Origin of the sequence: Nocardia sp. NPDC019219, assembly GCF_040632645.1 — a bacterium.
In the GTDB taxonomy this organism is placed as follows: Bacteria; Actinomycetota; Actinomycetes; order Mycobacteriales; family Mycobacteriaceae; genus Nocardia; species Nocardia sputorum.
Window position 1 is genome coordinate 248056 of record NZ_JBEYCG010000003.1, and the last position, 26296, is coordinate 274351.

At 71.4% G+C, this 26296-nt stretch carries 1 protein-coding gene (cut by a window edge); it reads left to right on the forward strand.

All coding sequences use genetic code 11. The annotated features are described in order from the left end of the window. Positions 1 to 26296 carry the 5' portion of a non-ribosomal peptide synthase/polyketide synthase gene (locus ABZ552_RS08440; protein WP_357436196.1) on the forward strand. The gene runs 17372 nt beyond the window's last position, so 26296 of the gene's 43668 nt are visible here — the first part of the coding sequence; its start codon is at positions 1 to 3; its stop codon lies beyond the right edge, outside the window.

The window sequence follows — 26296 nt, forward strand, 5'->3', positions numbered from 1 at the left end:
TTGGACCGGCTGGATTTCGGCGGAAACGGCGAAACTGGTGGCGAACGGGCACACGCTGGTGCTGGGGCAGAACCCGGGCTGTCCGGCGCGTTCCCGCTGTCTCCCGCTCAGCTGGGCATCTGGTACGCGCAGCACGTCGACCCGCAGGTGCCGGTCACCATCGCGCAATACGTCGACCTGCACGGTGAGCTGGATGTCGATGTGCTCGAGCGCGCCAGCATCGACGCCTCGCACGAACTCGGTTCCGGTTTCCTCCGGATCATCGAACGCGACGGCGAGCCGTTGCAGTACGTCGACCACTCCATCGCCGATTACGACAAGGTCGTCTACGTCGATCTGCGCGGCGAGGCCGATCCGGCCGCCGCTGCGATGGCGTGGATGCGCGCCGAGTACAGCCGCCCGTTCGACCTGCTGAACGACCGGTTGATCCTGGTCGCGGCGCTGCAACTGGCCGACGATCACTGGTACTGGTACTCCCGCGCCCACCACATCGCGCTCGACGGCTTCGGCGCGATGACCAACCTCAACCGCATCGCCGAGCTCTACACCGCCTACGTCACCGGCACCGAACCCGCCGCGTCCAAGGCCACCGATCTGCACACGCTGTACGAGCAGGAGATCGCCTATCGGGAGAGCTCCCGCTTCGTCTCCGACAAGGAGTACTGGGCGCAGCGGGTGGACGGGCTGGAAGAGGGCACCAGCCTGACCGGCCGTTCCGCGCCGCCCGCCGCGATCAACGGCATCGTGAGCGCGGCGCTGTCGGACGAGCAGAACAGCCTGCTGGAGGCCGCGGTCGCGCGGCACGATTCCTCGCCCGCCGGGCTGCTGCTGGCCGGTTTCGCCGCGTATCTGGCGCAGTGGAACGGCGTCGAGGACGTCATCCTCAGCCTGCCGGTGACCGCGCGCACCACCGCCGCGATGCGCCGCTCGGGCGGTGTGTCGTCGAACATCGTGCCGCTGCGGCTGCACGTCGGCCACGACACGACGGTGTCGGAGCTGCTCAAGCAGGTGCAGGTCGAGGTCTCCGGCGCGCTGCGTCACCAGCGCTACCGGCACGAGGACATCCGCCGCGACGCGGCCGGTGACGGCGTGGTGACCACGGAGTTCTTCGGGCCGTGGGTCAACATCATGCTGTTCCACGACGAACTGGTGATGGGCCCGATGGTCGGCCAGCTCAGCGTGCTGTCCACCGGCAGCATCGAGGATTTGGGCGTCAACTTCTACCAGTCGGTCGCGGGCACCCGCTCGCACATCGACTTCGAGACCAACCCGAACCTCTACACCGAGGACGAGGCGCGCCGCCACCACGGCCGCTTCCTGGAGTTCTTCGATCGTTTCCTCGCCGCCGAGGTGGACGCCACGGTGTGGGGACTTCCGGTCACCACCGACGACGAGCGCGAGCGGACGCTGCTGGAGTGGAACGACTCCGAGCAGGAGGTTCCCGAGACCACACTCGCCGCGCTGCTGGACGCGCAGATGTCGTCGACCCCGGACAACATCGCGCTCGACTTCGAGGGCGCGACGCTGACCTACGCGGAGTTCGACGCGCGGGTCAACCGGCTGGCCCGTTTCCTGATCGCCGACGGCGTGGGCCCGGAATCGCTGGTCGCGCTGGGCATGCGCCGCTCGCTGGAACTGGTGATCGGCATGCACGCCGTGCTGAAGGCCGGTGGCGCGTACGTGCCGATCGATCCGGATCATCCGGCCGAGCGCACCGCCTACATCCTCGACAGCGCCGCGCCGGTGTGCGTGCTGACGCTGTCGGCCGACGAGCTGGAGCTGCCGGAATCGGTGCGCCGGGTGGAGATCGACACCCTGGACACCTCGGCATACTCGGCCGATCCGGTCACCGACGCCGACCGCCTCGCGCCGCTGCGGCCGGACAACACCGCCTACGTCATCTACACCTCGGGTTCGACCGGCCGCCCCAAGGGCGTGGCGGTCACCCACCACGCGATCGTCAACCAGCAGCTGTGGATGCTCGACGAGTACCGGCTGACCGCGGCGGACGTGTATCTGCAGAAGACCGCGACCACGTTCGACGTGTCGCTGTGGGGTTACTTCCTGCCGCTGCTCGTGGGCGCGAAGTTGGTCATCGCGTCGCCGGACGGGCACCGCGACCCGCTGTACGTGGCGGAGATGATCGAGCGGCACGGCGTCACCGTGACCGACTTCGTCCCGTCCATGCTCACGGTGTTCGTCGCGCACGCCACGCGAGCCCAATGCGCCACGCTGCGCGCGGTTTTCGTGATCGGCGAGGCGTTGCCGCCGGAGACCGCCGCCGGCTTCCGCGCGATCACCGACGCGGGGCTGCACAACCTGTACGGCCCGACCGAGGCCGCGGTGTCGGTGACCTATTGGGAAGCGACCGCCGCCGACACGGTGACCGTGCCGATCGGCATCCCGGAGTGGAACGTCCAGGTCTACGTGCTGGATTCGCGGCTGCGTCCGGCCGCGATCGGCGCGCCGGGCGAGCTGTATCTCGGCGGGCGTCAGCTCGCGCGCGGCTACCGTGGCCGTCCCGACCTCACCTCCGATCGCTTCGTCGCGAACCCGCTGTCGAGCACGGGCGAGCGGATGTACCGCACCGGCGACCTGGTGCGCTGGAACGAAGCGGGCACGCTGGAATACATCGGCCGCACCGACTTCCAGGTGAAGTTCCGCGGTCAGCGCATCGAGCTGGGGGAGATCGAGACCGATCTGCTCGCGCATCCCGCGATCAGCCAGGCCGTGGTGCTGGTGGTGGACACCGCGACCGGCCAGCAGCTGGTGGCCTACGTCGTCCCGGCTCCCGGTCACACCGTTGAGCCGGTGGAGCTGACCAGGTTCGCCGCCGAGCAGCTGCCCAGCTACATGGTCCCCGCGTCGATCATGGTGCTGGACGCCTTCCCGCTGAACACCAGCGGCAAGCTGGACCGCAAGGCGCTGCCGGAGCCGGTGTTCAGCGCCGACGCCGGTGATTTCCGCGCGCCGCGCACCCAGGCCGAGCAGATCGTGGCGGGCATCTTCGCCGACGTGCTCAGCCAGGAGCGCATCGGCATCGACGACAACTTCTTCGACCTGGGCGGCAACTCGCTGGTCGCGACCCAGGTGGTGGCGCGCATCGGCGCCGCGTTCGGCACCCAGATCGGGGTGCGCGCGCTGTTCGAGACCCCGACCGTCGCCGGTATCGCGGCGCGCGCGGAGAACGCCGCGCCGGTGGGTGAATCGCGTCCGCCGCTGGTGGCCCAGCAGCTGCCGGAGCGGGTGCCGCTGTCGCTGGCGCAGCAGCGCATGTGGTTCATCAACCAGTTCGACCCCACCGTGCCGACCTACAACCTGCCGTTCGTGGTGCGGTTGCGCGGCCAGGTGGACCTGGACGCGTTGCAGTCGGCGCTGCTGGACGTGGTCGAGCGGCAGCAGTCGCTGCGCACGATCTTCCCCGAGTCCGGCGACGGCGGATACCAGCAGGTGCTCCCGGTCGACCAGGTCGAACTCGGCATCGAGGTGCAGCCGATCGACGAGGCCGAATTGCACGGCGCGCTGGCCGAATTCGCCGCGCGCGGCTTCGACGTCTCGCGGGAACTGCCGATCCGGGTGCGGGTCTTCGCGGTCACCGGCGGCCGCGGCAACGGCGTCGCCGACTACGCGGTGGCGTTCGTCGTGCACCACATCGCGGCCGACGGCTTCTCCTTCGGCCCGCTGGCGCGCGACGTGGCCGCCGCCTACCTGTCCCGCACCGCGGGCGAGGCGCCGAGCTGGGCGCCGCTGCCGGTGCAGTACCAGGACTTCAGCGTCTGGCAGCGCGAGCTGCTGGGCGCGGAATCCGATCCCGCCTCGATGGCGGCGCGCGAGATCGCCTACTGGCGTAGGGCGCTGGCGGGCCTGCCCGACCAGCTGGACCTGCCCGCGGACCGTCCGCGTCCGCCGGTGCAGAGCTTCCACGGCAGCCGGGTGAGCTTCGACATCGACGCCGAGCTGCACCGCGGGCTCGTCGCGCTGGCCCGCGCGCAGGGCGTGAGCCTGTTCATGGTCATGCACGCCTCACTGGCCGTGCTGCTGGCCCGGTTGTCCGGCACCAGCGACATCGCGATCGGCACCCCGGTCGCCGGGCGCGGTGAGCAGGCGCTCGACGACCTGATCGGCATGTTCGTCAACACGCTCGTGCTGCGGTCGGAGGTGGACGGCAGCGAGCCGTTCGCCGAATTCCTCGGCCGCACCAGGGAAACCGACCTCGCGGCGTTCGCGTTCGCCGACGTGCCGTTCGAGCGGCTGGTCGAGGTGCTCAACCCGACCCGCTCGCAGGCGCGGCACCCGCTGTTCCAGGTGATGCTGTCGTTCCAGGAGATGTCGCACGCGACCCTGGAACTGCCCGGGCTCTCGGTCACCGCCGACGAGCTCGAGGTCGACATCGCCAAGTTCGACCTGCAGTGGACGGTCACCGAGGAGCGCGGCGCGAACGGCGAGCCCGCGGGCATGGGCGCGGTCGTCTCCTTCGCAACGGACCTGTTCGACGCGCCGACCGTCGCCGAGTTCGGCCGCCGCTACCTGCGCGTGCTGGAAGCCGCCGTCGCCGCGCCGCACGCGGCCGTGCGCGATATCGAGATCCTCGACGAGGCCGAGCGCGACCGGGTGCTCACCGAGTGGAACCACACCGGTCACGACGTGCCCGCCGCCACCGTGCTGGAGCTGTTCGAGGAACAGGTGCGGGGCAGGCCGGACGACCCCGCGGTCGTGTTCGACGGCGGCTCGCGCGGCGCGCAGGAGTTCGGCGCGCCGGTCGAGCTGACCTACGCCGAGTTCGGCGCGCGGGTGAACCGCTTGGCGCGCAAGCTGATCGAGACGGGCGTCGGCCCGGAGACGCTGGTCGCGGTCGGCATCCGCCGGTCGGTGGACATGCTGGTGGCGATCTACGCCACGCTCACCGCGGGCGGCGGCTACGTGCCGATCGACCCCGACCATCCCGCCGAGCGCACCGAGTACGTGCTCGACAGCTCCGCGCCGGTGTGCCTGCTCACCACCACGGCCGACAACGTCGCCGCCGCGGACATCCCGGTGCTGACGCTGGACACCCTCGACCTGAGCGAATTCGGTGACGAGCCGGTCACCGACGCCGAGCGTCGCGCTCCGCTGCGCGCCGCCAACACCGCCTACGTGCTCTACACCTCCGGCTCGACCGGCCGCCCCAAGGGCGTCGCGGTCAGCCACGCGTCGGTGGTCAACCAGATCGCCTGGATCACCGCCGAATATCGGATCGGCCCGGCCGATGTGATCCTGCAGAAGACGCCGGTCACCTTCGACGTGTCGGTGTGGGAGCTGTTCGGCACGCTGGCCGTCGGCGCCCGCATGCTGATCGCCGCGCCCGACGGCCACCGCGATCCGATCTACCTGTCGGAGATCATCGGGCGGCACCGGGTCACCATGACCTCGTTCGTGCCGTCCATGCTGTCGGTGTTCGCCGGGTCCGCGGACACCGCCGAATGCGCCTCGCTGCGTGTGGTTCTCGTCGCCGGTGAGGCGCTGCCGCCCGCGACCGTCACCGCGTTCCGGCAGTTCTCCACGGCCGCGGTGCACAACCTGTACGGCCCGACCGAGTTCACCGTGCACGCCACGGCCTGGCACGTCAACGGGGTCGCCCCCACGTCGGTGCCGATCGGCCGCCCGGTGTGGAACGCGCAGACCTACGTGCTGGACGAGGGCCTCGCGCCCGTTCCGGTCGGTGTCCCCGGCGAGCTGTACCTCGGCGGCGTGCAGACCGCCCGCGGCTACCACGGCCGCCCCGACCTGTCCGCCGAGCGCTTCGTCGCCGACCCGTTCGGCCCGCCCGGCTCCCGCCTGTACCGCACCGGCGACCTGGTGCGCTGGCTACAGCCGCGCGATCCCGAAGTGGGCAGCGCGGGCGTGCTGGAGTACATCGGCCGCACCGACTTCCAGGTGAAGTTCCGCGGTCAGCGCATCGAGCTCGGCGAGATCGAGACCGCCCTGCTCGACCACCCGGCCGTCAGCCAGGCCGTCGTGCTGGTGATGGACACCGTCGCCGGCGATCAGCTGGTCGCCTACGTGGTCAGCACCGGTGGCCCGGTCGACATCGACAACATCAAGAACGCGCTGCACCGCACGCTGCCCGCGTACATGGTGCCCTCGGCGATCGTGGTGCTGGAAGCGTTCCCGCTGAACGCCTCCGGCAAGCTGGACCGCAAGGCGCTGCCCGCGCCGGTGTTCGAGGTGCGCGAATTCCGCGCCCCGACCACACCGATCGAGGAGATCGTCGCGCAGATCTTCGGCGAGGTGCTGGGCATCTCCCGCGTCGGCGTGGACGACGACTTCTTCGAGCTGGGCGGCAACTCGCTGATCGCCACCCAGGTGGCCTCCCGCCTCGGCATCGCGCTGGACACCAGGGTGCCGGTGCGCATGCTGTTCGAGGCGTCCACGGTGGCGGCGCTGGCCGCGCGGGTGGAGTCGCACGCCGGTGACGGCGCGCGCAAGGCGCTGGTCGCCCGCCATCGTCCGGAGCAGGTGCCGCTGTCGCTGGCACAGCAGCGCATGTGGTTCCTCAACCGGTTCGACACCTCCTCGGCGGTGAACAACATCCCGGTCGCGATCCGGCTGTCCGGCGACCTGGACATCGCCGCGTTGCAGGTCGCGGTCATCGACGTGATCGACCGGCACGAGTCGCTGCGCACGGTGTTCCCGGAGACCAAGACCGGCCCGGTGCAGGTGGTGCTGGACGCCGCGCAGATCGTGCCGGACCTGACCCCGGTGCCGGTGACCGAGCACAACCTCATCGATCACCTGGTCGAGCTGGCCTCGATGGCGTTCGACGTGACCAGCGAAGTACCGCTGCACGCGCGGCTGTTCGAGATCAGCGAGACCGAGTACGTGCTCGGCATGGTGGTGCACCACATCTCCGCCGACGGCTGGTCGATGGGACCGCTGGCCCGCGACGTCATGGTGGCCTACGCCGCGCGCACGTCGTGGGAGGCGCCGGCGTGGTCGGCGCTGCCGGTGCAGTACGCGGACTACGCGCTGTGGCAGCGCGAGGTGCTCGGTTCCGAGGACGACCCGAGTTCGCTGATCTCCAACCAGATCCGGTACTGGACGCGCGAACTGGCCGATCTGCCCGACGAATTGACGCTGCCGTCGGATCGGCCGCGCCCCGCCGTGGCGTCCTACCGCGGCGGCACCTATCCGTTCGTGATCTCCGGCGAGACCCAGCGCGCCCTGATCGAGCTGGGCCGCAGGCACAACGCCTCGCTGTTCATGGTGCTGCACAGCGCGCTGGCCGTGCTGCTGGCCCGCGCCAGCGGCACCAGCGACATCGCCATCGGCACCCCGGTCGCAGGCCGCGGTGAGGCCGCGCTGGACGACCTGATCGGCATGTTCGTCAACACCCTGGTGCTGCGCACCGAGGTGGACGGCGCGATGACCTTCGCCGACCTGCTCGCCCGCGCCCGCGAGACCGACCTGCACGCGTTCGCGCACGCCGACGTGCCGTTCGAGCGGCTGGTCGAGGTGCTGAACCCGGCGCGTTCGCAGGCGCGCCACCCGCTGTTCCAAGTGATGCTGACCTTCCAGAACACCCGGCAGGCGAGCCTGGAGCTGCCCGGTCTGTCGGTCAACGGCATCGACTACGACGCGCGGCTGGCCAAGTTCGACCTCCAGCTGACCCTGTCGGAGACCCAGGACGAGCAGGGCGACTCGGCGGGCATGTCGGCCGAGTTCTCCTACGCGCTGGATCTTTTCGACGAGCCGACCGTCGCGGCGTTCGCCCGCCGCCTCGACCGCATCCTCGCGGCCGTGACCGCCGACCCGGACGTCCCGATCGGCGACATCGAGTTGCTCGCGTCCGAGGAACGCGCGCGGGTGCTGATCGACTGGAACGACACCACGCACCCGGTGGACCAGGTCGCGACGCTGGTGTCGCTGTTCGACGCGCAGGCGGCGGCCACGCCCGACGCGATCGCGCTCGACTTCGACGACGAGCGGCTGACCTACCGCCAGTTGCAGGAGCGGGCCAACCGCATCGCCCGCCAGCTCATCGGCGCGGGCGTCGGCCCGGAATCGCTGGTGGCACTGGCGCTGCGGCGTTCCACCGAATTGGTCGTCGCGATGTACGCGGTGGTGCAGACCGGCGCGGCCTACGTGCCGCTGGACCCGGACCAGCCCGCCGAGCGGATCAACTACATCATCGAGACCGCGCGGCCGCGGATGATCCTGTACCGGTCGGCCGACGGCTTCGGCCTCGACCCGCAGCCGGAAGTGACCGCGCTGTCGGTGGAGGGCATCGAGGGCGTGCCCGGTTTCGCCGCGACCAGCGGCGCGCCGATCACCGACGCCGAGCGCACGCGCCCGCTGCGGCCGGAGAACACCGCCTACGTGATCTTCACCTCCGGTTCCACCGGTCGCCCGAAGGGCGTGGCGGTCAGCCATGCCGCGATCGTCAACCGGCTGCTGTGGATGCAGCACGCGTACCCGATCGGCGCGCAGGACGCGGTGCTGCAGAAGACGCCCGCCACGTTCGACGTGTCGGTGTGGGAGTTCTTCTGGCCGTTGCAGACCGGCGCCAGGCTGGTCGTCGCGAAGCCGGACGGGCACCGCGACCCGGTGTATCTGTCCCGGATCATCGCCGAGAAGGAAATCACCACGGCGCACTTCGTGCCGTCCATGCTCTCGGTGTTCGTCTCCACACTGGGCAACGAGAACGGCGACGGCCTGCCCGCGCCGCGGCTGCGGCAGGTCTTCGCCTCCGGTGAGGCGCTGCCCGCGCAGACCGCGCAGCGTTTGCGCGAGCTGACCGGCGCGCGCCTGCACAACCTGTACGGCCCGACCGAGGCCGCCGTCGACGTGACGTATCACGAGGCGACCGACGCCGACACGGTGTCGGTGCCGATCGGACGTCCGGTGTGGAACACCCGCGTCTTCGTGCTCGACAGCCGCCTGCACCCGGTCGCGCCTGGTGTCGCGGGTGAGCTGTATCTCGCGGGCGAGCAGCTGGCGCTCGGTTACCTGGGCCGTTCGGATCTGACCGCCGACCGGTTCGTGGCCAACCCCTACGGCGCGCCGGGCGACCGGATGTACCGCACCGGTGACTTGGTGGCCTGGACCCCCGCTGGCGAACTGGAGTACCTGGGCCGCACCGACTTCCAGGTGAAGTTGCGCGGTCTGCGCATCGAGCTGGGCGAGATCGAGTCGGCGCTGCTGGCGCAGCCTGGGATCGCGCAGGCGGTGGTCGTGCTGCGCGCCGACGCGCACGCCGGCGATCAGCTGGTGGGCTACCTGGTCTGCGAACCGTATGTGGCCGTCGACATCGACGAGGTGAAGACCGCGCTTTCGGCGGCGCTGCCGGGCTACATGGTCCCGGCCGCGCTGGTCGTGCTGGACGCGTTCCCGGTGAACGCCTCCGGCAAGCTGGATCGTAAAGCCCTGCCCGCCCCGGTGTTCGAGGCCAGGGTCTTCCGCGCTCCCTCGACGCCGATCGAGGAAATCGTCGCGGAGATCTTCGCCGACCTGCTCGGCGTGCCGCGCGTCGGCGTGGACGACGACTTCTTCGAACTCGGCGGCAACTCGCTGGTGGCCACCCAGGTGGTCGCCCGTCTCAGCGCGGCGCTGAACACCGAGGTCGGCGTGCGCGTGCTGTTCGAGGCTCCGACCGTGGCCGCGCTGGCCGCGCGGGTCGAGTCGCACGCGGGCAGCGGTGCGCGCCAGGCGCTCACGGCACAGGTGCGTCCCGAGCATCCGCCCCTGTCGCTGGCACAGCAGCGCATGTGGTTCCTCAACCGTTTCGACGCCGATTCCGCCGCGAACAACATCCCGGCCGCGGTGCGGCTGGAGGGCGCGCTGGATCTGGACGCGCTGCGCGGCGCGATCGCCGACGTGGTCGCGCGGCACGAATCGCTGCGCACCATCTACCCGTCCCGCGACGGGGTCGCCTACCAGCGGGTGCTGAACGCGACCAGGGCTATTCCGGATCTGGACGTGGTCGAGGTGGCCGAGGGGCAACTGCTCGGCGTCCTCTACGAGTTCGTCGAGCGCGGCTTCGACGTGACCACCCGGCCGCCGGTGCGCCTGCGCGCCTACCGGCTCGGCCACGACGACTACGTGCTGGTCGTCGTGGTGCACCACATCGCCGCCGACGGCTTCTCCATGCGGCCGCTGGTGCGCGACCTGATGACCGCCTACGTGGCGCGGACCTCCGCGGCCCAGCCGGGCTGGCCGCCGCTGGCCGTGCAGTACGTGGACTTCGCGCTGTGGCAGCGCGACACGCTCGGCTCCGAGGACGACCCGACCTCGCTGATCTCCGAGCAGCTGGACTACTGGCGCGAGACGCTGGCCGGGCTGCCCGACGAGCTGCGCCTGCCCGGTCGCCCGCGGCCCGCCGTCGCCTCCTACGGCGCGGGCACCTACCGGTTCCGCGTGCCGGGCGAACTGATCGAGGACCTGAACCGGGTCGCGCAGACGCACGGCAGCACGCTGTTCATGGTGGTGCACAGCGCGTTCGCCGCCCTGCTGGCGCGGTTGAGCGGCTCCGACGACATCGCCATCGGCATCCCGGTGGCCGGACGCGGCGAGCAGGCGCTCGACGACCTGGTCGGCATGTTCGTCAACACCCTGGTGCTGCGCGCCGAAGTGGACCCCGGTGACTCGTTCGCCGATCTGCTCGCCCGGGTCCGCGAGCGCGACCTGCAGGCGTTCGCGCACGCCGACGTGCCGTTCGAGCGGCTGGTCGAGGTGCTCAACCCGGCCCGCTCGCAGGCGCGCCACCCGCTGTTCCAGGTGATGCTGTCGTTCCAGAACCTCGGCCGCACCGCGCTGGAGCTGCCCGGCCTCACCGTCTCCGAGCTGGGCATCGACCAGCCGACGGCGAAGTTCGACCTGCAGCTCACGCTCAGCGAGGTCCCCGGCGGCGAGGCGGCGATGGACGCCGAGCTCGTCTACGCCACCGATCTGTTCGACGGCGTGTTCGCCGGGACGTTCGCCGAGCGCTTCGTGCGCGTGCTGCGCGGTGTCGCCGCCGAGCCGTCGGTCACCGTCGGTGATATCGAGCTGCTGGACGACGCCGAGCGGTCCTTGGTGATCGAGCGGTGGAACGCCACCGAGTTCGCGGTCGACGCCGCGCTCACCTCGCCGGTCGGCGACGCCGCGGCGACGCTGGTCTCGCTGTTCGAAGCGCAGGTCGCGCGCACCCCGGACAGTCCGGCAGTGACGTTCGAGGGGACAAGTCTGTCCTACGCCGAGTTCGCTCACCGGGTGCACCGGTTGGCGCGCTGGCTGAAGGTCAACGGCGTCGGGCCGGAATCCTATGTGGCCCTCGGCATGCGCCGCTCCATCGACTTGGTGGTCGGCATGTACGCGGTGAACGCCGCGGGCGGTGCGTACGTGCCGCTGGATCCGGACCACCCGGCCGAGCGCATCGACTACATCCTGGAGACCGCGCGCCCGGTGTGCGTGCTGACCTCCGGCTCCGACCTGGAGACCACGGTCTCTCGGCAGGTGCGCATCGATCAGCTCGACCTGTCGGAGTTCTCCGGCGAGCCGCTGACCGACGCCGACCGGCACAAGCCGCTGCGTCCGGCCAACACCGCGTACGTGATCTTCACGTCCGGTTCGACCGGCCGCCCGAAGGGTGTGGCGGTCTCGCACGCCGCGATCGTCAACCGCCTGGTGTGGATGCACGCCGAGTACGGTCTGGCCGCTTACGACGTGGTGCTCCAGAAGACGCCCGCGACGTTCGACGTGTCGGTGTGGGAGTTCTTCTGGCCGTTGCAGGTCGGCGCGCGCCTGGTGGTCGCGAAGCCGGACGGTCATCGCGATCCCGCGTACCTGGCGCGCCTGATCGTCGACGAGCAGGTCACCACGGTGCACTTCGTGCCGTCGATGCTGTCGGTGTTCGTCGCCGAGGAGCGTGCGGCCGAATGCACCAGCCTGCGTAACGTTTTCGCGTCCGGTGAGGCGCTGCCCGCGGTGACCGCGCAGAAGCTGCGCGAGCTGACCGGCGCGCGGCTGCACAACCTGTACGGTCCGACCGAGGCCGCGGTCGACGTCACCTTCCACGAGGTGACCGAGGCCGACGCGGTGTCGGTGCCGATCGGCGCTCCGGTGTTCAACACGCAGGTGTACGTGCTGGACTCGCGGCTGCGTCCGGTTCCGGTCGGCGTGCCGGGCGAGTTGTACCTCGCGGGCGCGCAGCTGGCGCACGGTTACGTGGGCCGCCCTGACCTGACCACCGAGCGCTTCGTGGCCAACCCGTTCGGCCACGCCGAGCGCATGTACCGCACCGGCGACCTGGTGGCCTGGACCGAAGACGGCGAGCTGGAGTACCTGGGCCGCACCGACTTCCAGGTGAAGGTGCGTGGTCTGCGCATCGAGCTGGGCGAGATCGAGTCGGCGCTCACGGCGCTGGACTCGGTGGCGCAGGCGGTGGTCGTGGTGCGCACCGATGAGCGCACCGGTGACCAGCTGGTCGCGTACCTGGTGACGGACCCGGACCGGGTGGTGGACGTCGACTCGGTCAAGGCCGAACTCGGGGCGCGACTGCCGGGGTACATGGTGCCCACGGCCTACGTGGTGCTCGACGAGTTCCCGCTGAACGCTTCCGGCAAGCTGGATCGCAAGGCGTTGCCGGCCCCGGTGTTCGAGGCCAAGGTGTTCCGCGCGCCCGCCACGCCGGTGCAGGAGATCGTGGCCGAGACCTTCGCCGAGGTGCTCGGCGTGGATCGGGTCGGTCTGGACGACGACTTCTTCGAGCTGGGCGGCAACTCGCTGGTCGCCACCCAGGTGGCGGCGCGGCTGGGCGAGGCGCTGAACACCCAGGTCCCGGTGCGGGTGCTGTTCGAGGCGTCCACCGTCGTTGCGCTGGCGGCGAAGGTGGAATCGGCCGCCGGGCAAGGCGGCCGGACACCGCTGGTCGCGCAGGAGCGCCCAGAGCTGGTGCCGCTGTCGCTCGCCCAGCAGCGGATGTGGTTCCTCAACCGGTTCGACAACCGCACCGCGGTGAACAACATCCCGGTGGCGCTGCGGCTGACCGGTGCGCTCGACGTCGCCGCGCTGGGTGCGGCCGTCAACGACGTGCTCGCCCGGCACGAGGCGCTGCGCACCGTCTACCCGGAGGTGGAGGGCACCGGCTACCAGCGAGTCCTTCCGGTGGGCGAGGTCGCCTTCGACCTGGTCGCCGAACCCGTGGCGGCGGAGGAGCTGCCCGCGCGGATCGTGGAGCTGGCGAGCGCCGGTTTCGACGTGACCGCCGAGATCGGGTTCCGCGCGAGCCTGCTGGCGCTGTCGGCGACCGACCACGTCGCGGTGCTGGTCATGCACCACATCAGCGCGGACGGTTTCTCGCTGCGGCCGCTGCTGCGCGACGTCGTGCTCGCCTACACCGAGCGCGCCCGCGGCGAGGCGCCGTCCTGGGCCCCGCTCGAGGTGCAGTACGCCGACTACGCGCTGTGGCAGCGCGCGGTGCTCGGCAGTGAAACCGATCCGGACTCCGTGGCGGCCCGGCAGATCGCCTACTGGACCGAGCAACTGCGTGATCTGCCCGATCAGATCGAGCTGCCGGCCGACCGGCCCCGGCCGGAGATCGCCTCCAACGCCGGTGGCACGCACGACTTCTCGGTCGACGCGCAGGTACACGAGGCGCTCGCCGAGCTGGCGCGCGCCCGCGGCGTGACGCTGTTCATGGTCGTGCACGCCGCGCTGGCGGTGTGGGCGGGCCGGTTGTCCGGCAGCACCGACGTCGCGATCGGCACGCCGATCGCGGGCCGCGGTGAACGCGCGCTCGACGACGTCGTCGGCATGTTCGTCAACACGCTGGTGCTGCGCAGCGAGGTCGATCCGGGCGCCGGGTTCGCCGAGCTGCTCGAGCAGGTGCGCCGCACCGATCTGGCCGCGTTCGCCAACGCCGACGTGCCGTTCGAGCGTCTGGTGGACGTGCTCAGCCCGGTGCGCTCGCAGGCACACCACCCGCTGTTCCAGGTCGCGCTGACCTTCGAGGCCGCCTCGGCGGCCGCGCTCGGCGCCGTCGCGCTGCCCGGCGGCTTGGAGGTCGCCGCCGTCGACTTCGACCCTGGCACCGCGAAATTCGACGTGCAGCTGACCGTGGGCGAGGCCGCCGACGGCGGGCTGACGCTGTCGTGGAACTACGCCACCGAACTGTTCGACCCGGAGACGGTGGCCGCGTTCGCCGATCGGTTCGTGCGCATCCTGCGCGGTGTCGCCGAGGATCCGCGGGTCGCCATCGGCGACATCGATCTGCTCGGCGAGGGCGAGCGGCTGGACGTCTCGCAGCGCTGGGTGTCCTCCGGCGCCGAGAGCGTCGCGGGCCTGTTCGCCGATCCGGACATCACCCTGGTCGGACTGTTCGACGCGGCCGTGGCCGCGCACCCGAACCGCGTCGCGGCCCGCTTCGGCGTGGAGACGCTGACCTACGCCGAACTCGACCGGCGCGCGAACGTGCTGGCGCGCAGGCTGATCAGCGACGGCGCGGGACCGGAGACGCTGGTCGCGGTGATCCTGCCGCGGTCGCTGGACCTCGTGGTCGCGCTGCTGGCCGTGGTGAAGACCGGCGCGGGATACGTGCCGGTCGACCCGACCTACCCGGCCGAGCGCATCGCCTACGTGCTCGCCGACTCTCGCCCGACCAGCGTGGTGCTCGACTCCACGGTGCAGGTCGAGGTGCCCGCCGGGCTGCCGTCGGTCGTGCTCGACGGGTTCGCGGTGGAGACCGGCAACGTGGAGGACGCCGACGACGCGCCGATCACCGACGCCGACCGCAACGCCGCGCTCACCCCGGACAACGTCGCGTACGTGATCTACACCTCCGGCTCGACCGGACGCCCGAAGGGTGTCGCGGTCGCGCACCGGAACGTGGTGCGGCTGTTCGCGAACACCGACCGCGACTTCGGTTTCGGGCCCGAGGACGTGTGGACCTTGTTCCACAGCTACGCCTTCGACTTCTCGGTGTGGGAGCTGTGGGGTCCGCTGCTGTTCGGCGGCACCCTCGTGGTGGTCGACTACTACACCTCGCGCTCGCCCGAGCAGTTCCTGGAACTGCTGCGCGCCGAACGCGTCACGGTGCTCAACCAGACGCCGTCGGCGTTCTACCAGCTGGCCGAGGCCGACCGGAACGCCGCGCCCGACGCCGCGCCGCTGGCGCTGCGCTACGTGGTGTTCGGCGGCGAGGCGCTGGAACTGCGCAGGCTCTCGGAGTGGGTGGCGCGCCACGGCGACGGCACCGGCGCGTCCGCCGGGCCGCTGCTGGTCAACATGTACGGCATCACCGAGACCACGGTGCACGTGTCCTACCGCGCGCTGGACGCCGCGACCATCGCCGCCGCCTCCGGCAGCGTGGTCGGCCGCGCCATCGCCGGGCTGCGGGTGTACGTGCTCGACAGCAGGCTGCGGCCGGTGCCGGTCGGCGTCGCGGGCGAGATGTACGTGGCCGGACCGCAATTGGCGCGCGGCTACCTCGGCCGCCCCGACCTGTCCGCGACCCGCTTCGTCGCCGACCCGCTGGGCGACGCGCCGGGCGGGCGGCTGTACCGCTCCGGCGACCTGGCGCGCTGGAACCGGTTCGGCGAGCTGGAATACCTGGGCCGCGCCGACGATCAGGTGAAGGTGCGCGGCTTCCGCATCGAGCTCGGCGAGATCGAATCCGCGATCCTGGCCCAGCCCGGCATCGCGCAGGCCGCGGTCATCGTGCGCGAGGACCAGCCCGGCGATCAGCGGATCGTCGCGTACGTCGTGTCCGAGCCGGGCGCGGAGCCGGTGCTCGACGCGGTGCGCGACGGCGCGGCCGCGCAGCTGCCCGCCTACATGGTGCCCTCGGCCGTGGTGCGGCTGGAGTGGATCCCGCTGACCGTCAACGGGAAGCTGGACCGCCGCGCGCTGCCCGCGCCGACGGCGACCTCGCGCGCGTTCCGCGCGCCGGTCACCCCGGTGCAGGAGACCGTCGCGGCGGTGTTCGCCGACGTGCTGGGCCTGGAACGGGTCGGCGTGGACGACGACTTCTTCGACCTCGGCGGCAACTCGCTGATCGCGACCAGGGTGGTCGCCCGCATCGGCGCCGCGCTGGGCACGACCGTCGCGGTGCGCACCCTGTTCGAGGCGTCCACGGTGGAAGCGCTCGCCGCGCGCGTGGAATCGCACGCCGACGGCGCGGCCCGCGCCCGGCTGGTCGCGCGCGAGCGCGCGGCAGGCGAACTGGTGCCGCTGTCGTTCGCGCAGCAGCGCATGTGGTTCCTGAACAAGTACGACACCGCCTCGGCGGCCTACAACCTGCCGATCGCCATCAGGCTCACCGGCGCGCTGGACGTCGAGGCGCTCCGCTTGGCGGTGGCCGACGTGGTGCGCAGGCACGAATCGCTGCGCACCCGCTACCCCGAGCACGGCGGCACCCCGGTGCAGGTGATCGTGCCCGCCGAGGACATCGCCCTGGACCTGCACCCCGTTGCGGTCGCCCCGGCGCGGCTGGTCGAGACGGTGACCGAGTTCGTCACCACCGGATTCGATGTGGCCGAACAGGTTCCGCTGCGCACCCGGCTGTACACGGCCGGGCCGGACGAGCACGTGCTCGTCGTGGTGGTGCACCACATCGCGGCCGACGGCTTCTCGATGGGCCCGTTGACCCGCGACGTGATGGCCGCCTACACCGCGCGCAGCACCGGCAGCGCTCCCGGCTGGGCCCCGCTGGCGGTGCAGTACGCCGACTTCGCGGTCTGGCAGCGGGAGATCCTCGGCTCCGAGGACGATCCCGACTCGCTGCTGGCGAAGCAGGTCGCCTACTGGCGGCGCGCGCTCGACGACATCCCCGACGAACTCGCTCTGCCCACCGACCGCCCGCGTCCGGCCGTCGCCTCGCATCGCGGCGCGACGCTGCACCGCGAACTGTCCGGTGACCTGGTCGCCGCGCTGGAGGAAGTCGCGCGGCAGCGCGGCGCGTCGCTGTTCATGGTCATGCACGGCGCGCTGGCGGTGCTGCTGGCGCGGCTGTCCGGTAGCGACGACGTCGCGGTCGGCACCCCGGTCGCGGGCCGCGGCGAGGCCGCGCTCGACGACCTGGTCGGCATGTTCGTCAACACGCTGGTGCTGCGAACCGGAATCGAGCCGGGCGAGTCGTTCGCCGGCCTGCTCGACCGGGTGCGCCGCACCGACCTGGACGCCTACGGCAACGCCGACGTGCCGTTCGAGCGGCTGGTGGAACTGCTCGCGCCGGAGCGCTCGCAGGCCCGCAACCCGCTGTTCCAGGTGATGCTGGCATTCCAGAACCTGGAGCGCACCACCCTGGAACTGCCGGGCCTTTCGGTGTCCGCGCTGGACCTGGAAGAGAACGTCGCGCGCTTCGACCTGCAGTTCACCCTCGCCGAGCGCGGTGAAACCGCTTCCGGGGCCATGGCTTTGGCGCTGACCTACGCCACCGAGCTGTTCGACGAGGCGACCGCGGCGGCCATCGTGGACCGCTGGGAACGCGTGCTCGCGGCCGTGGCGGCCGACGCGTCGGTCACCGTCGGCGCGATCGACGTGCTCGACCCCGCCGAGCGGGCCGACCTGATCGCGCGCACCGGCGCGCCCGCCACACCCGCGCGGACGCTGCCGGACCTGATCGCCGAGGCCGCCGCCATCGACCCCGAGGCGCCCGCCGTGGTGTTCCAGGGCAGAAGTGTGTCCTACGGCGAGCTGGACGCGCGGTCGAACCGCCTGGCCCGCCTGCTGATCCAGCGCGGCATCGGCGCCGAGGACCTGGTGGCGGTCGCCGTGCCGCGGTCGGACGAGTCGTACTTCGCCGAGTGGGCGGTGTCCAAGTCCGGCGGCGCGTTCGTGCCGATCGACCCGACCTACCCCGCCGACCGCATCGCGCACATGGTCACCGACTCGGGCTCCCCGATCGGTCTGACCGTGGCGTCGGTGCGCGCCGAGCTGCCCGATTCGGTCGAGTGGCTGGTGCTCGACGAGCTGGATCTCGACGGGTTCGACGACGCCGCGGTCACCGACGCCGACCGGGTACGCCCGGTGCGGCCGGAGCACCCCGCGTACGTCATCTACACCTCCGGTTCCACCGGCGTGCCCAAGGGCGTCGTGGTCACCCACGCCGGTCTGGCCAACTTCCGGGACGAGCAGAACGCCCGCTACGACGTCGACTCCGACACGCGCGCACTGCATTTCGCGTCGCCCAGCTTCGACGCCTCGATCCTGGAATTCCTGCTGGCGATCGGCCGCGGCGGCGCCCTGGTGGTCTGCCCGCCCGGCGTGTACGGCGGCGAGGAACTGTCCGAGCTGATCCGCGCCGAGCGGGTCACGCACGCGTTCATCACCCCGTCGGTGCTCGCCTCGCTGGATTCGTCCGCGCTGGCGGGCATGCGGGTGATCGTGGCCGGCGGTGAAGCCGTGCCCGCCGATCTGGTCACCAAGTGGGGTGGCGCGCCGGACGGTTCCGGCCGCCGCTTCCACAACGGTTACGGCCCGACCGAGACCACGATCATGACCAACATCAGCGACGCGCTCGCGCCCGGCGACCGGGTCACCATCGGTGGCCCGACCCGCGGCATGCAGTCGCTGATCCTGGATGCCCAGCTCAGGCCCGTTCCGGTGGGTGTCGCAGGTGAGCTGTATCTGTCGGGCGTCCAGCTGGCGCGCGGTTATCACGCGCGCCCGGGGCTGTCGGCGGAGCGTTTCGTCGCCAACCCGTATGTGCCGGGTGCGCGGATGTACCGCACCGGTGACGTGGTCCGCTGGACCCGCACCGGCGAGGTCGAGTATGTCGGCCGCTCCGACTTCCAGGTGAAGGTCCGCGGCTTCCGCATCGAGCTCGGCGAGATCGACGCCGCGCTGGCCTCGCACGAGACCGTCGATTTCGCCGTCACCGTCGGGCACAAGAGCGCCGCCGGCGCGGTGTCGCTGGTGTCGTATGTCGTTGCCGCCCAGGGTCATTCGATCGACGTGGCGACGCTGACCGCGCACGTCGAGGACCGCCTGCCCGCCTACATGGTGCCCTCGTCGATCATGGTGATCGACCACGTGCCGCTCACCCCGGTGGGCAAGCTGGACCGCAAGGCGCTGCCGGAGCCGGTGTTCGCGACCGAGGTCGTGTTCCGCGCGGCGCGTACCCCGGTCGAGCAGACCATCGCCGAGGTGTTCGCCGAGGTGCTGGGCGTGGAGCGGGTCGGCGTGGACGACTCCTTCTTCGCGCTCGGCGGCGACAGCATCGTCTCCATCCAGCTGGTGTCGCGGGCCAAGGCGCGCGGCGTGGTGTTCACCCCGAGGCACGTCTTCGAGCAGCGCACGGTGGCCGGTCTGGCGTCGGTCGCCGAGACCACCGAAGCCGCCGAGGCGTCGGCCACGACGCTGGCCGAGCCGCCGGGCGGCGGCGTCGGCGTGATGCCGCTGACGCCGGTGGTGCGGTTCATGGCCGAGCGGCGCGGTTCGTTCGGCCGGTTCAACCAGACGCTGGCGCTGGAACTGCCGGTCGGCATCGACCGATCAGGAATCGTGGCGACGGTGAGCGCTGTCATCGATCGCCACGACATGCTGCGCGCGAGCCTGCGCCGCGACGGCGACGACTGGGTCGTCGAGACCGCCGCGCCGGGCACGGTCGAGGTGGACGCGCTGATCGACCGCACCGGATTCGACGCGGACGCCACCGACGCGGAGTTGGTCGAGATCGCCTCGGCCGCACTGGACGAGTCGCTGGACCGGCTCGATCCGGCCGCGGGCGTGGTCATCCGGTTCGTCTGGCTCGAGCCCGATTCCGCCGAGCGCGCCGGACGCCTGATCGTCGTCGCCCACCACCTGGTGGTGGACGGCGTCTCGTGGCGCATCCTGGTGCCGGACTTCGTGACGGCGTGGGGGCAGCGCACCGCCGGGCAGACGCCCGAGCTGGTCGCCCCGGCCACGTCCATGCGGGCCTGGGCGCACGCGCTGGAGCGCGAGGCGGCGAGCCCCGAGCGGGTGGCCGAACTGGACTACTGGCGTTCGGTGGTCGGCGCGGCCGATCCGCTGCTGACCGAGCGTCCGATGGATCCCGAGGTCGACACCTCGGGCGTCATCGAGAAGCATCAGGTCGAGGTGTCCGCCGAGGTCACCAAGGCCCTGCTCACCACGGTTCCGGCGCTGTTCCACGGCGGTGTGAACGACGGCCTGCTCACCGCGCTGGCGCTGGCCACCGCGAAGTGGCGGGCGCGGCGGGTGGCCGCCCGCGGCGACGATTCGCTGCTGATCCGCCTGGAGGGTCACGGCCGCGAGGAAGACGTGGTGCCGGGTGCGGATCTGTCGCGCACCGTCGGCTGGTTCACCGCGATCTACCCGGTCCGCTTCGATCTGTCCGGCGTCGACGTCGACGCCGCGTTCACCGGCGGGCCCGCGCTCGGCGCGGCCGTCAAGGCGGTCAAGGAGCAGTTGCTCTCGGTGCCGGACAAGGGCATCGGCTACGGCCTGCTGCGCTACCTGAACACCGAGACCGCCGCCGAGCTGCCGCGCGAACTGCCCGGCCAGGTGAGCTTCAACTACCTCGGGCGCGTCTCCGAGGGCGACGTGCCGGAATCGCTGCGCGGCTTCGGCTGGATCCCCGCGCCGGAACTCGGCGCGCTGGGCGGCGCCTACGACGCGGACATGCCCGCGATGGCCCCGCTGGACGTGAACGCGATCGTGGTCGGCGACAAGCTGACCGCGAACATCGGCTACCCGTCGACCCTGCTGTCGGCCGCCGACGTGCGCGAGTTCGGCGAGCTGTGGACCGCCGCGCTGGAAGCGGTGGCGCGCCATGCCAATTCGGCCGGCGCGGGCGGGCACACCCCGTCGGACTTCGCGCTGGTGCGCAGCACGCAACGCGACATCGACGCCTGGGAGCGGCGCTACCCGGCGCTGGCCGACGTCTGGCCGCTGTCGGCGCTGCAGGCCGGTCTGCTGTTCCACGCCCGCCTCGCGGCGACCTCGGTGGACGTGTACACCGCGCAGGCGGTGCTCACGCTCACCGGCCGGGTGGACGCCGCCCGGTTGCGCGCGGCGGCACAGGCTCTGGTGGACCGCTACGAGAACCTGCGCACCGCGTTCGTCAGCGACCACGACGGCAACCCGGTGCAGATCGTGCTGGACAGCGTCCGGGTGGCGTGGGCCGAGCACGACCGGATCGAATCCGGTTCGGCCGAGGACCTGATCGAGGCCGACCGCATGCGCCGGTTCGACCTGGCCGCGCCGCCGCTGATCCGCTTCACGCTGATCCAGATCGCGCCCGACCGCTGGCAGTTCGTGGTGGCCAACCACCACATCCTGCTCGACGGCTGGTCCATGCCGCTGCTCATGCGGGATCTGCTGGTGCTCTACGCCGCCCACGCGGATGCGTCCGCGCTGCCCGCGGTGCGCTCCTACCGGCACTTCCTGGACTGGACCCGGCAGCAGGACCACGCGGCGTCGCTGGCGGCGTGGGCGCACGCGCTGCGCGGCGTCGGCGAGCCGACCCTGCTGGCGCGACCGGACGCCGGTCGCGAGATCACCTCGCTGTCCGGCGAGTACTTCTTCGATCTGGACGAGGCGACCACCGCGCGGTTGACCGCGCTGGCCGGCTCGCTCGGCGTCACCCCGAACACCGTGTTGCAGACGGCCTGGGGCATCCTCGTCGGCCGGATGACCAGCCGCGACGACGTGCTGTTCGGCACCACCGTCTCCGGGCGTCCCGCGCAGTTGTCCGGCGTGGAGGCGATGGTCGGCCTGTTCATCAACACCGTGCCGGTGCGGGTGCGTTTCGATCCGTCCGAGCCGGTGCGCGATCTGCTGGTCCGCACCCAGGGCGAGCAGGCCGATCTGCTCGACCACCACTACGTGGGCCTGGCCGACATCCAGTCGGTCGCGGGCATCGGCGGTCTGTTCGACACCCTGGTGGTGTTCGAGTCCTACCCGGTCGACGCCGCGGGCTTGCAGGCGCAGGCCGCGGACATCGACGGCATGGCGGTGGTCGGCCTGGACGCGGCCGACGCCACGCACTACCCGCTGACCCTGATCGCGCAGCTGGATTCGCGGCTGCGGGTGCGCGCGGGCTACCTGCGCGACCTGTTCGACGAGCAGACGGTGCGCCGCATCGCCGACCGCTTGGTCCGGGTGCTCACCGCGATCACCGCGGAGCCCGACGCGGTGGTCGGTGACATCGCGCTGCTGGATGCCGCCGAGCGCGAGCTCGTGGTGTCCCGCTGGAACGACACCGCGCATCCGGTGGACACCGGCGCGACTTTGGTGTCGATGTTCTACGACCAGGTCGAACGCACTCCGGACGCGACCGCGATCACGTTCGAGGGGACAAGTCTGTCCTACGCCGAGTTCTCCTGGCGGGTGAACCAGCTGGCGCGCTGGCTGATCGCGCGCGGCGTGGGCGCGGAATCGTATGTGGCGCTGGGCATGCGGCGCTCGATCGATCTGGTGGTCGGCATGTACGCCGTCGCCGTGGCCGGTGGATCGTACGTGCCGCTGGATCCGGATCACCCGGCCGAGCGCACCGAATACATCCTCGGCACCGCCGATCCGGTGTGCGTGCTGACCTCCGGCAGTGATCTGGACATCGACACCGCGCAGGTGCGCATCGACTTGCTCGACCTGAAGGGCCTGTCGGAGGCGCCGGTTACCGACGCGGATCGTCGTGCGCCGCTGCGTCCGTCGAACACCGCCTACGTGATCTTCACGTCGGGATCGACGGGTCGTCCGAAGGGTGTGGCGGTCTCGCACGCCGCGATCGTCAACCGGCTCGTCTGGATGCAGACTGCCTACCAGCTGACCGGCGCCGATGTGGTGTTGCAGAAGACCCCGGCCACCTTCGATGTGTCGGTGTGGGAGTTCTTCTGGCCGTTGCAGATCGGCGCGCGCCTCGTGGTCGCCAAGCCGGACGGGCATCGCGACCCCGCCTACCTGGCCGAGATCATCAGCACCGAAAAGGTGACCGTCACCCACTTCGTGCCGTCGATGTTGGCGGTGTTCGTGGCGGATACGGCAGCGGCGCAGTGTGATTCGCTGCGATTGGTGTTCGCCTCGGGTGAGGCGTTGCCGCCCAAGCCCGCGCATCGCCTGCGCGAGCTGACCGGTGCCGCGTTGCACAACCTCTACGGTCCGACCGAAGCCGCGGTCGACGTCACGTTCCACGAGGTCGTCGACGCCGACACCGAGTCGGTGCCGATCGGTGCGCCGGTGTTCAACACGCAGGTGTTCGTGCTGGATGCGCGCCTGCGCCCGGTTCCGGTTGGTGTCGCGGGTGAGCTGTACCTGGCGGGCGTCCAGCTCGCGCGGGGCTACGTCGCGCGCCCGGATCTGACGAGTGACCGTTTCGTCGCCAACCCGTACGGCGAGCCAGGTTCGCGGATGTACCGCACGGGTGACCTGGTGGCGTGGACCGAGCACGGTGAGCTGGAGTACTTGGGCCGCACCGACTTCCAGGTGAAGCTGCGTGGTCTGCGGATCGAACTCGGTGAGATCGAGCAGGCGCTGACCGGGCTGGACGAAGTCGCGCAGGCGGTCGTGGTGGTGCGCTCCGATGCGCACTCCGGCGACCAGCTCGTCGCGTACGTCATCCCCGCGCCGGACGCCGCGCTGGACACCGACCTGGTCCGCGAGGACCTGGGACGGCAGCTGCCCGCGTACATGGTGCCGTCGATCGTGATGGTGCTGGAGGAGTTCCCGCTCAACGCCTCCGGCAAGCTGGACCGCAAGGCGCTGCCCGCGCCGGTGTTCGAGGCCGCGGTGTTCCGCGCCCCGACCACGCCGGTCGAGGAGATCGTCGCCGCCACCTTCGCCGACGTGCTCGGCCTCGAGCGGGTGGGCCTGGACGACGACTTCTTCGCTCTCGGCGGCAACTCGCTGTCGGCCACCCAGGTGGCGGCCCGGTTGTCGGCCGCGCTGGACACCGACCTCGGCGTGCGCGAGCTGTTCGAGGCGTCCACCGTGGTCGCGCTGGCCGCGCGCGCGGAGACCAAGGCGGGCGCGGGCGGTCGCGCCCCGCTGGCGCCGCAACAGCGCCCGGAACTGGTGCCGCTCTCGCTGGCTCAGCAGCGCATGTGGTTCCTCAACCGCTTCGACCCCGACTCGGCGGTGGACAACATCCCGGCCGCGGTGCGGCTGTCCGGCCTGCTGGACCGGCAGGCGCTGCAGATCGCCGTCGCCGACGTGCTGGCCCGCCACGAGTCGCTGCGCACCTACTACCCCGAGGTGGACGGCGCCGCGCACCAGCGGATCGTGGCCACGGCCAAGGTCATCCCCGACCTCACGCCGATCGACGTCACCGAAGCCGAACTGCCCGGACAGCTCGCGCGGCTGATCGGCACCGCCTTCGACGTCACCGCCGAGGTGCCCTTCCGCGCCCGGCTGTTCGAGATCAGCCCCACCGAGCACGTGCTCGCGCTGGTGGTGCACCACATCTCGGCCGACGGCTTCTCCATGGGCCCGCTGACCCGCGATGTGATGACCGCCTACGGCGCCCGCGTCGACGGCGGCGAGCCCGCCTGGCGTCCGCTGGAGGTCCAGTACGCCGACTTCGCGCTGTGGCAGCGCCAGGTGCTCGGCGCCGAGGACGACCCGGCCTCGGTGATCTCCGAGCAGATCTCGTTCTGGTCGGACACGCTGCGCGGACTGCCCGAGCAGCTGGACCTGCCCTCGGATCGGCCGCGGCCCGCGGTCGCCTCCGGGCGCGGCGCCACGCACGTCTTCGAGATCGACGCGGAGACCCACGCCCAGCTCACCGAACTGGCCCGCACGCGGGGCGCGACGCTGTTCATGGTCGCGCACACCGCGCTGGCCGTGCTGCTGGCGCGGCTGTCCGGCGAGGACGACATCGCGATCGGCACGCCGGTCGCCGGCCGTGGCGAGCGCGCGCTCGACGACCTGATCGGCATGTTCGTCAACACCCTGGTGCTGCGGACCCCGATCGAGAGCGGCGCGACGTTCACCGAGCTGCTGCGCGCGGTGCGCGCCACCGACATCGCCGCGTTCGGGCACGCCGACCTGCCGTTCGAGCGGCTGGTGGAGATCCTGAACCCGGCGCGTTCGCAGGCGCGGCACCCGCTGTTCCAGGTGATGCTGTCGTTCCAGAACACCGGCCAGAACAGCCTGGAGCTGCCCGGCCTGACGGTGAGCGGCGTCGAGCTGCCCATCGACGTCGCCAAGTTCGACCTGCAATTGGTGCTGTCCGAACGCGACGCCGAGACCGGCGCGGGCATCGCCGCCGAGCTGATCTACGCCACCGACCTGTTCGACCCGGCCACCATGGCCGAGTTCGGGCGGCGCTTCGGCCGGTTGCTGCGGGCCGTCGCCGCCGAGCCGGACCGGCCGATCGGCGACCTCGCGCTGCTGGACGAGCAGGAGACCGCACGGGCGCTGCGCGGCTGGAACGACACCGCCCGCGATCTCGGCCCGGCGACCACGCTGGTCGAGGAGTTCGCCGCGCAGGCCGCGGCCACCCCGGACGCGGTCGCCGTGGTCGACCCGGCCACCGGGACGTCCCTCACCTACGCCGAATTCGCCGCCCGCGTGCGGCGGCTGGCGCGCCGCCTCGTCGAGGCGGGCGTCGGTCCGGAGACGCTGGTCGCCCTGGGCCTGCGCCGGTCGGTGGACCTGGTCGTGGCCGCCTACGCGGTGCAGGCGGCGGGCGGCGGTTATGTGCCGCTGGATCTGGACCAGCCCGCCGAACGCGTGCACTACGTGCTCGACTCGGCCGATCCGGTCTGCGTGCTGACCACCGCGCGCGACGCGTTCGACGGCGCGGGCCGCGCGACGTTGCGCATCGACGAGCTGGACCTGTCCGGCTACTCGGACGCTCCCGTCACCGACGCCGAACGCATCGCGCCGCTGCGCCCGCAGCACCCGGCGTACGTGATCTTCACCTCGGGTTCGACCGGACGCCCCAAGGGCGTCGCCGTGCCGCACTCGGCGGTGGTGAACCAGATCCGCTGGATCACGGGCGAATACGGCATCGGCGCGGACGACGTGGTGCTGTTCAAGACCCCCGCCACGTTCGACGTGTCGGTGTGGGAGCTGTTCGGCCCGCTGAGCACCGGCGGCCGGATCGTGGTGGCGAGCCCGGACGGGCACCGCGACCCGCAGTACCTGGCCGAGGTGATCGCGGCCGAGCGGGTCACCATGACCTCGTTCGTGCCGTCCATGCTGACCGTCTTCGCCGGCGCCATCGACCCGGCCGGCGCGGACGCGCTCGCCTCGCTGCGCACGCTGTTCGTCGCCGGTGAGGCGTTCACCGCCGACGCGGTCGTGGCCATCCGCCGGGTGAGCGACGCCGCGCTGTACAACCTGTACGGCCCCACCGAGTTCACCGTGCACGCCACGCACGGCCCGGTCGCCGACCAGGTGG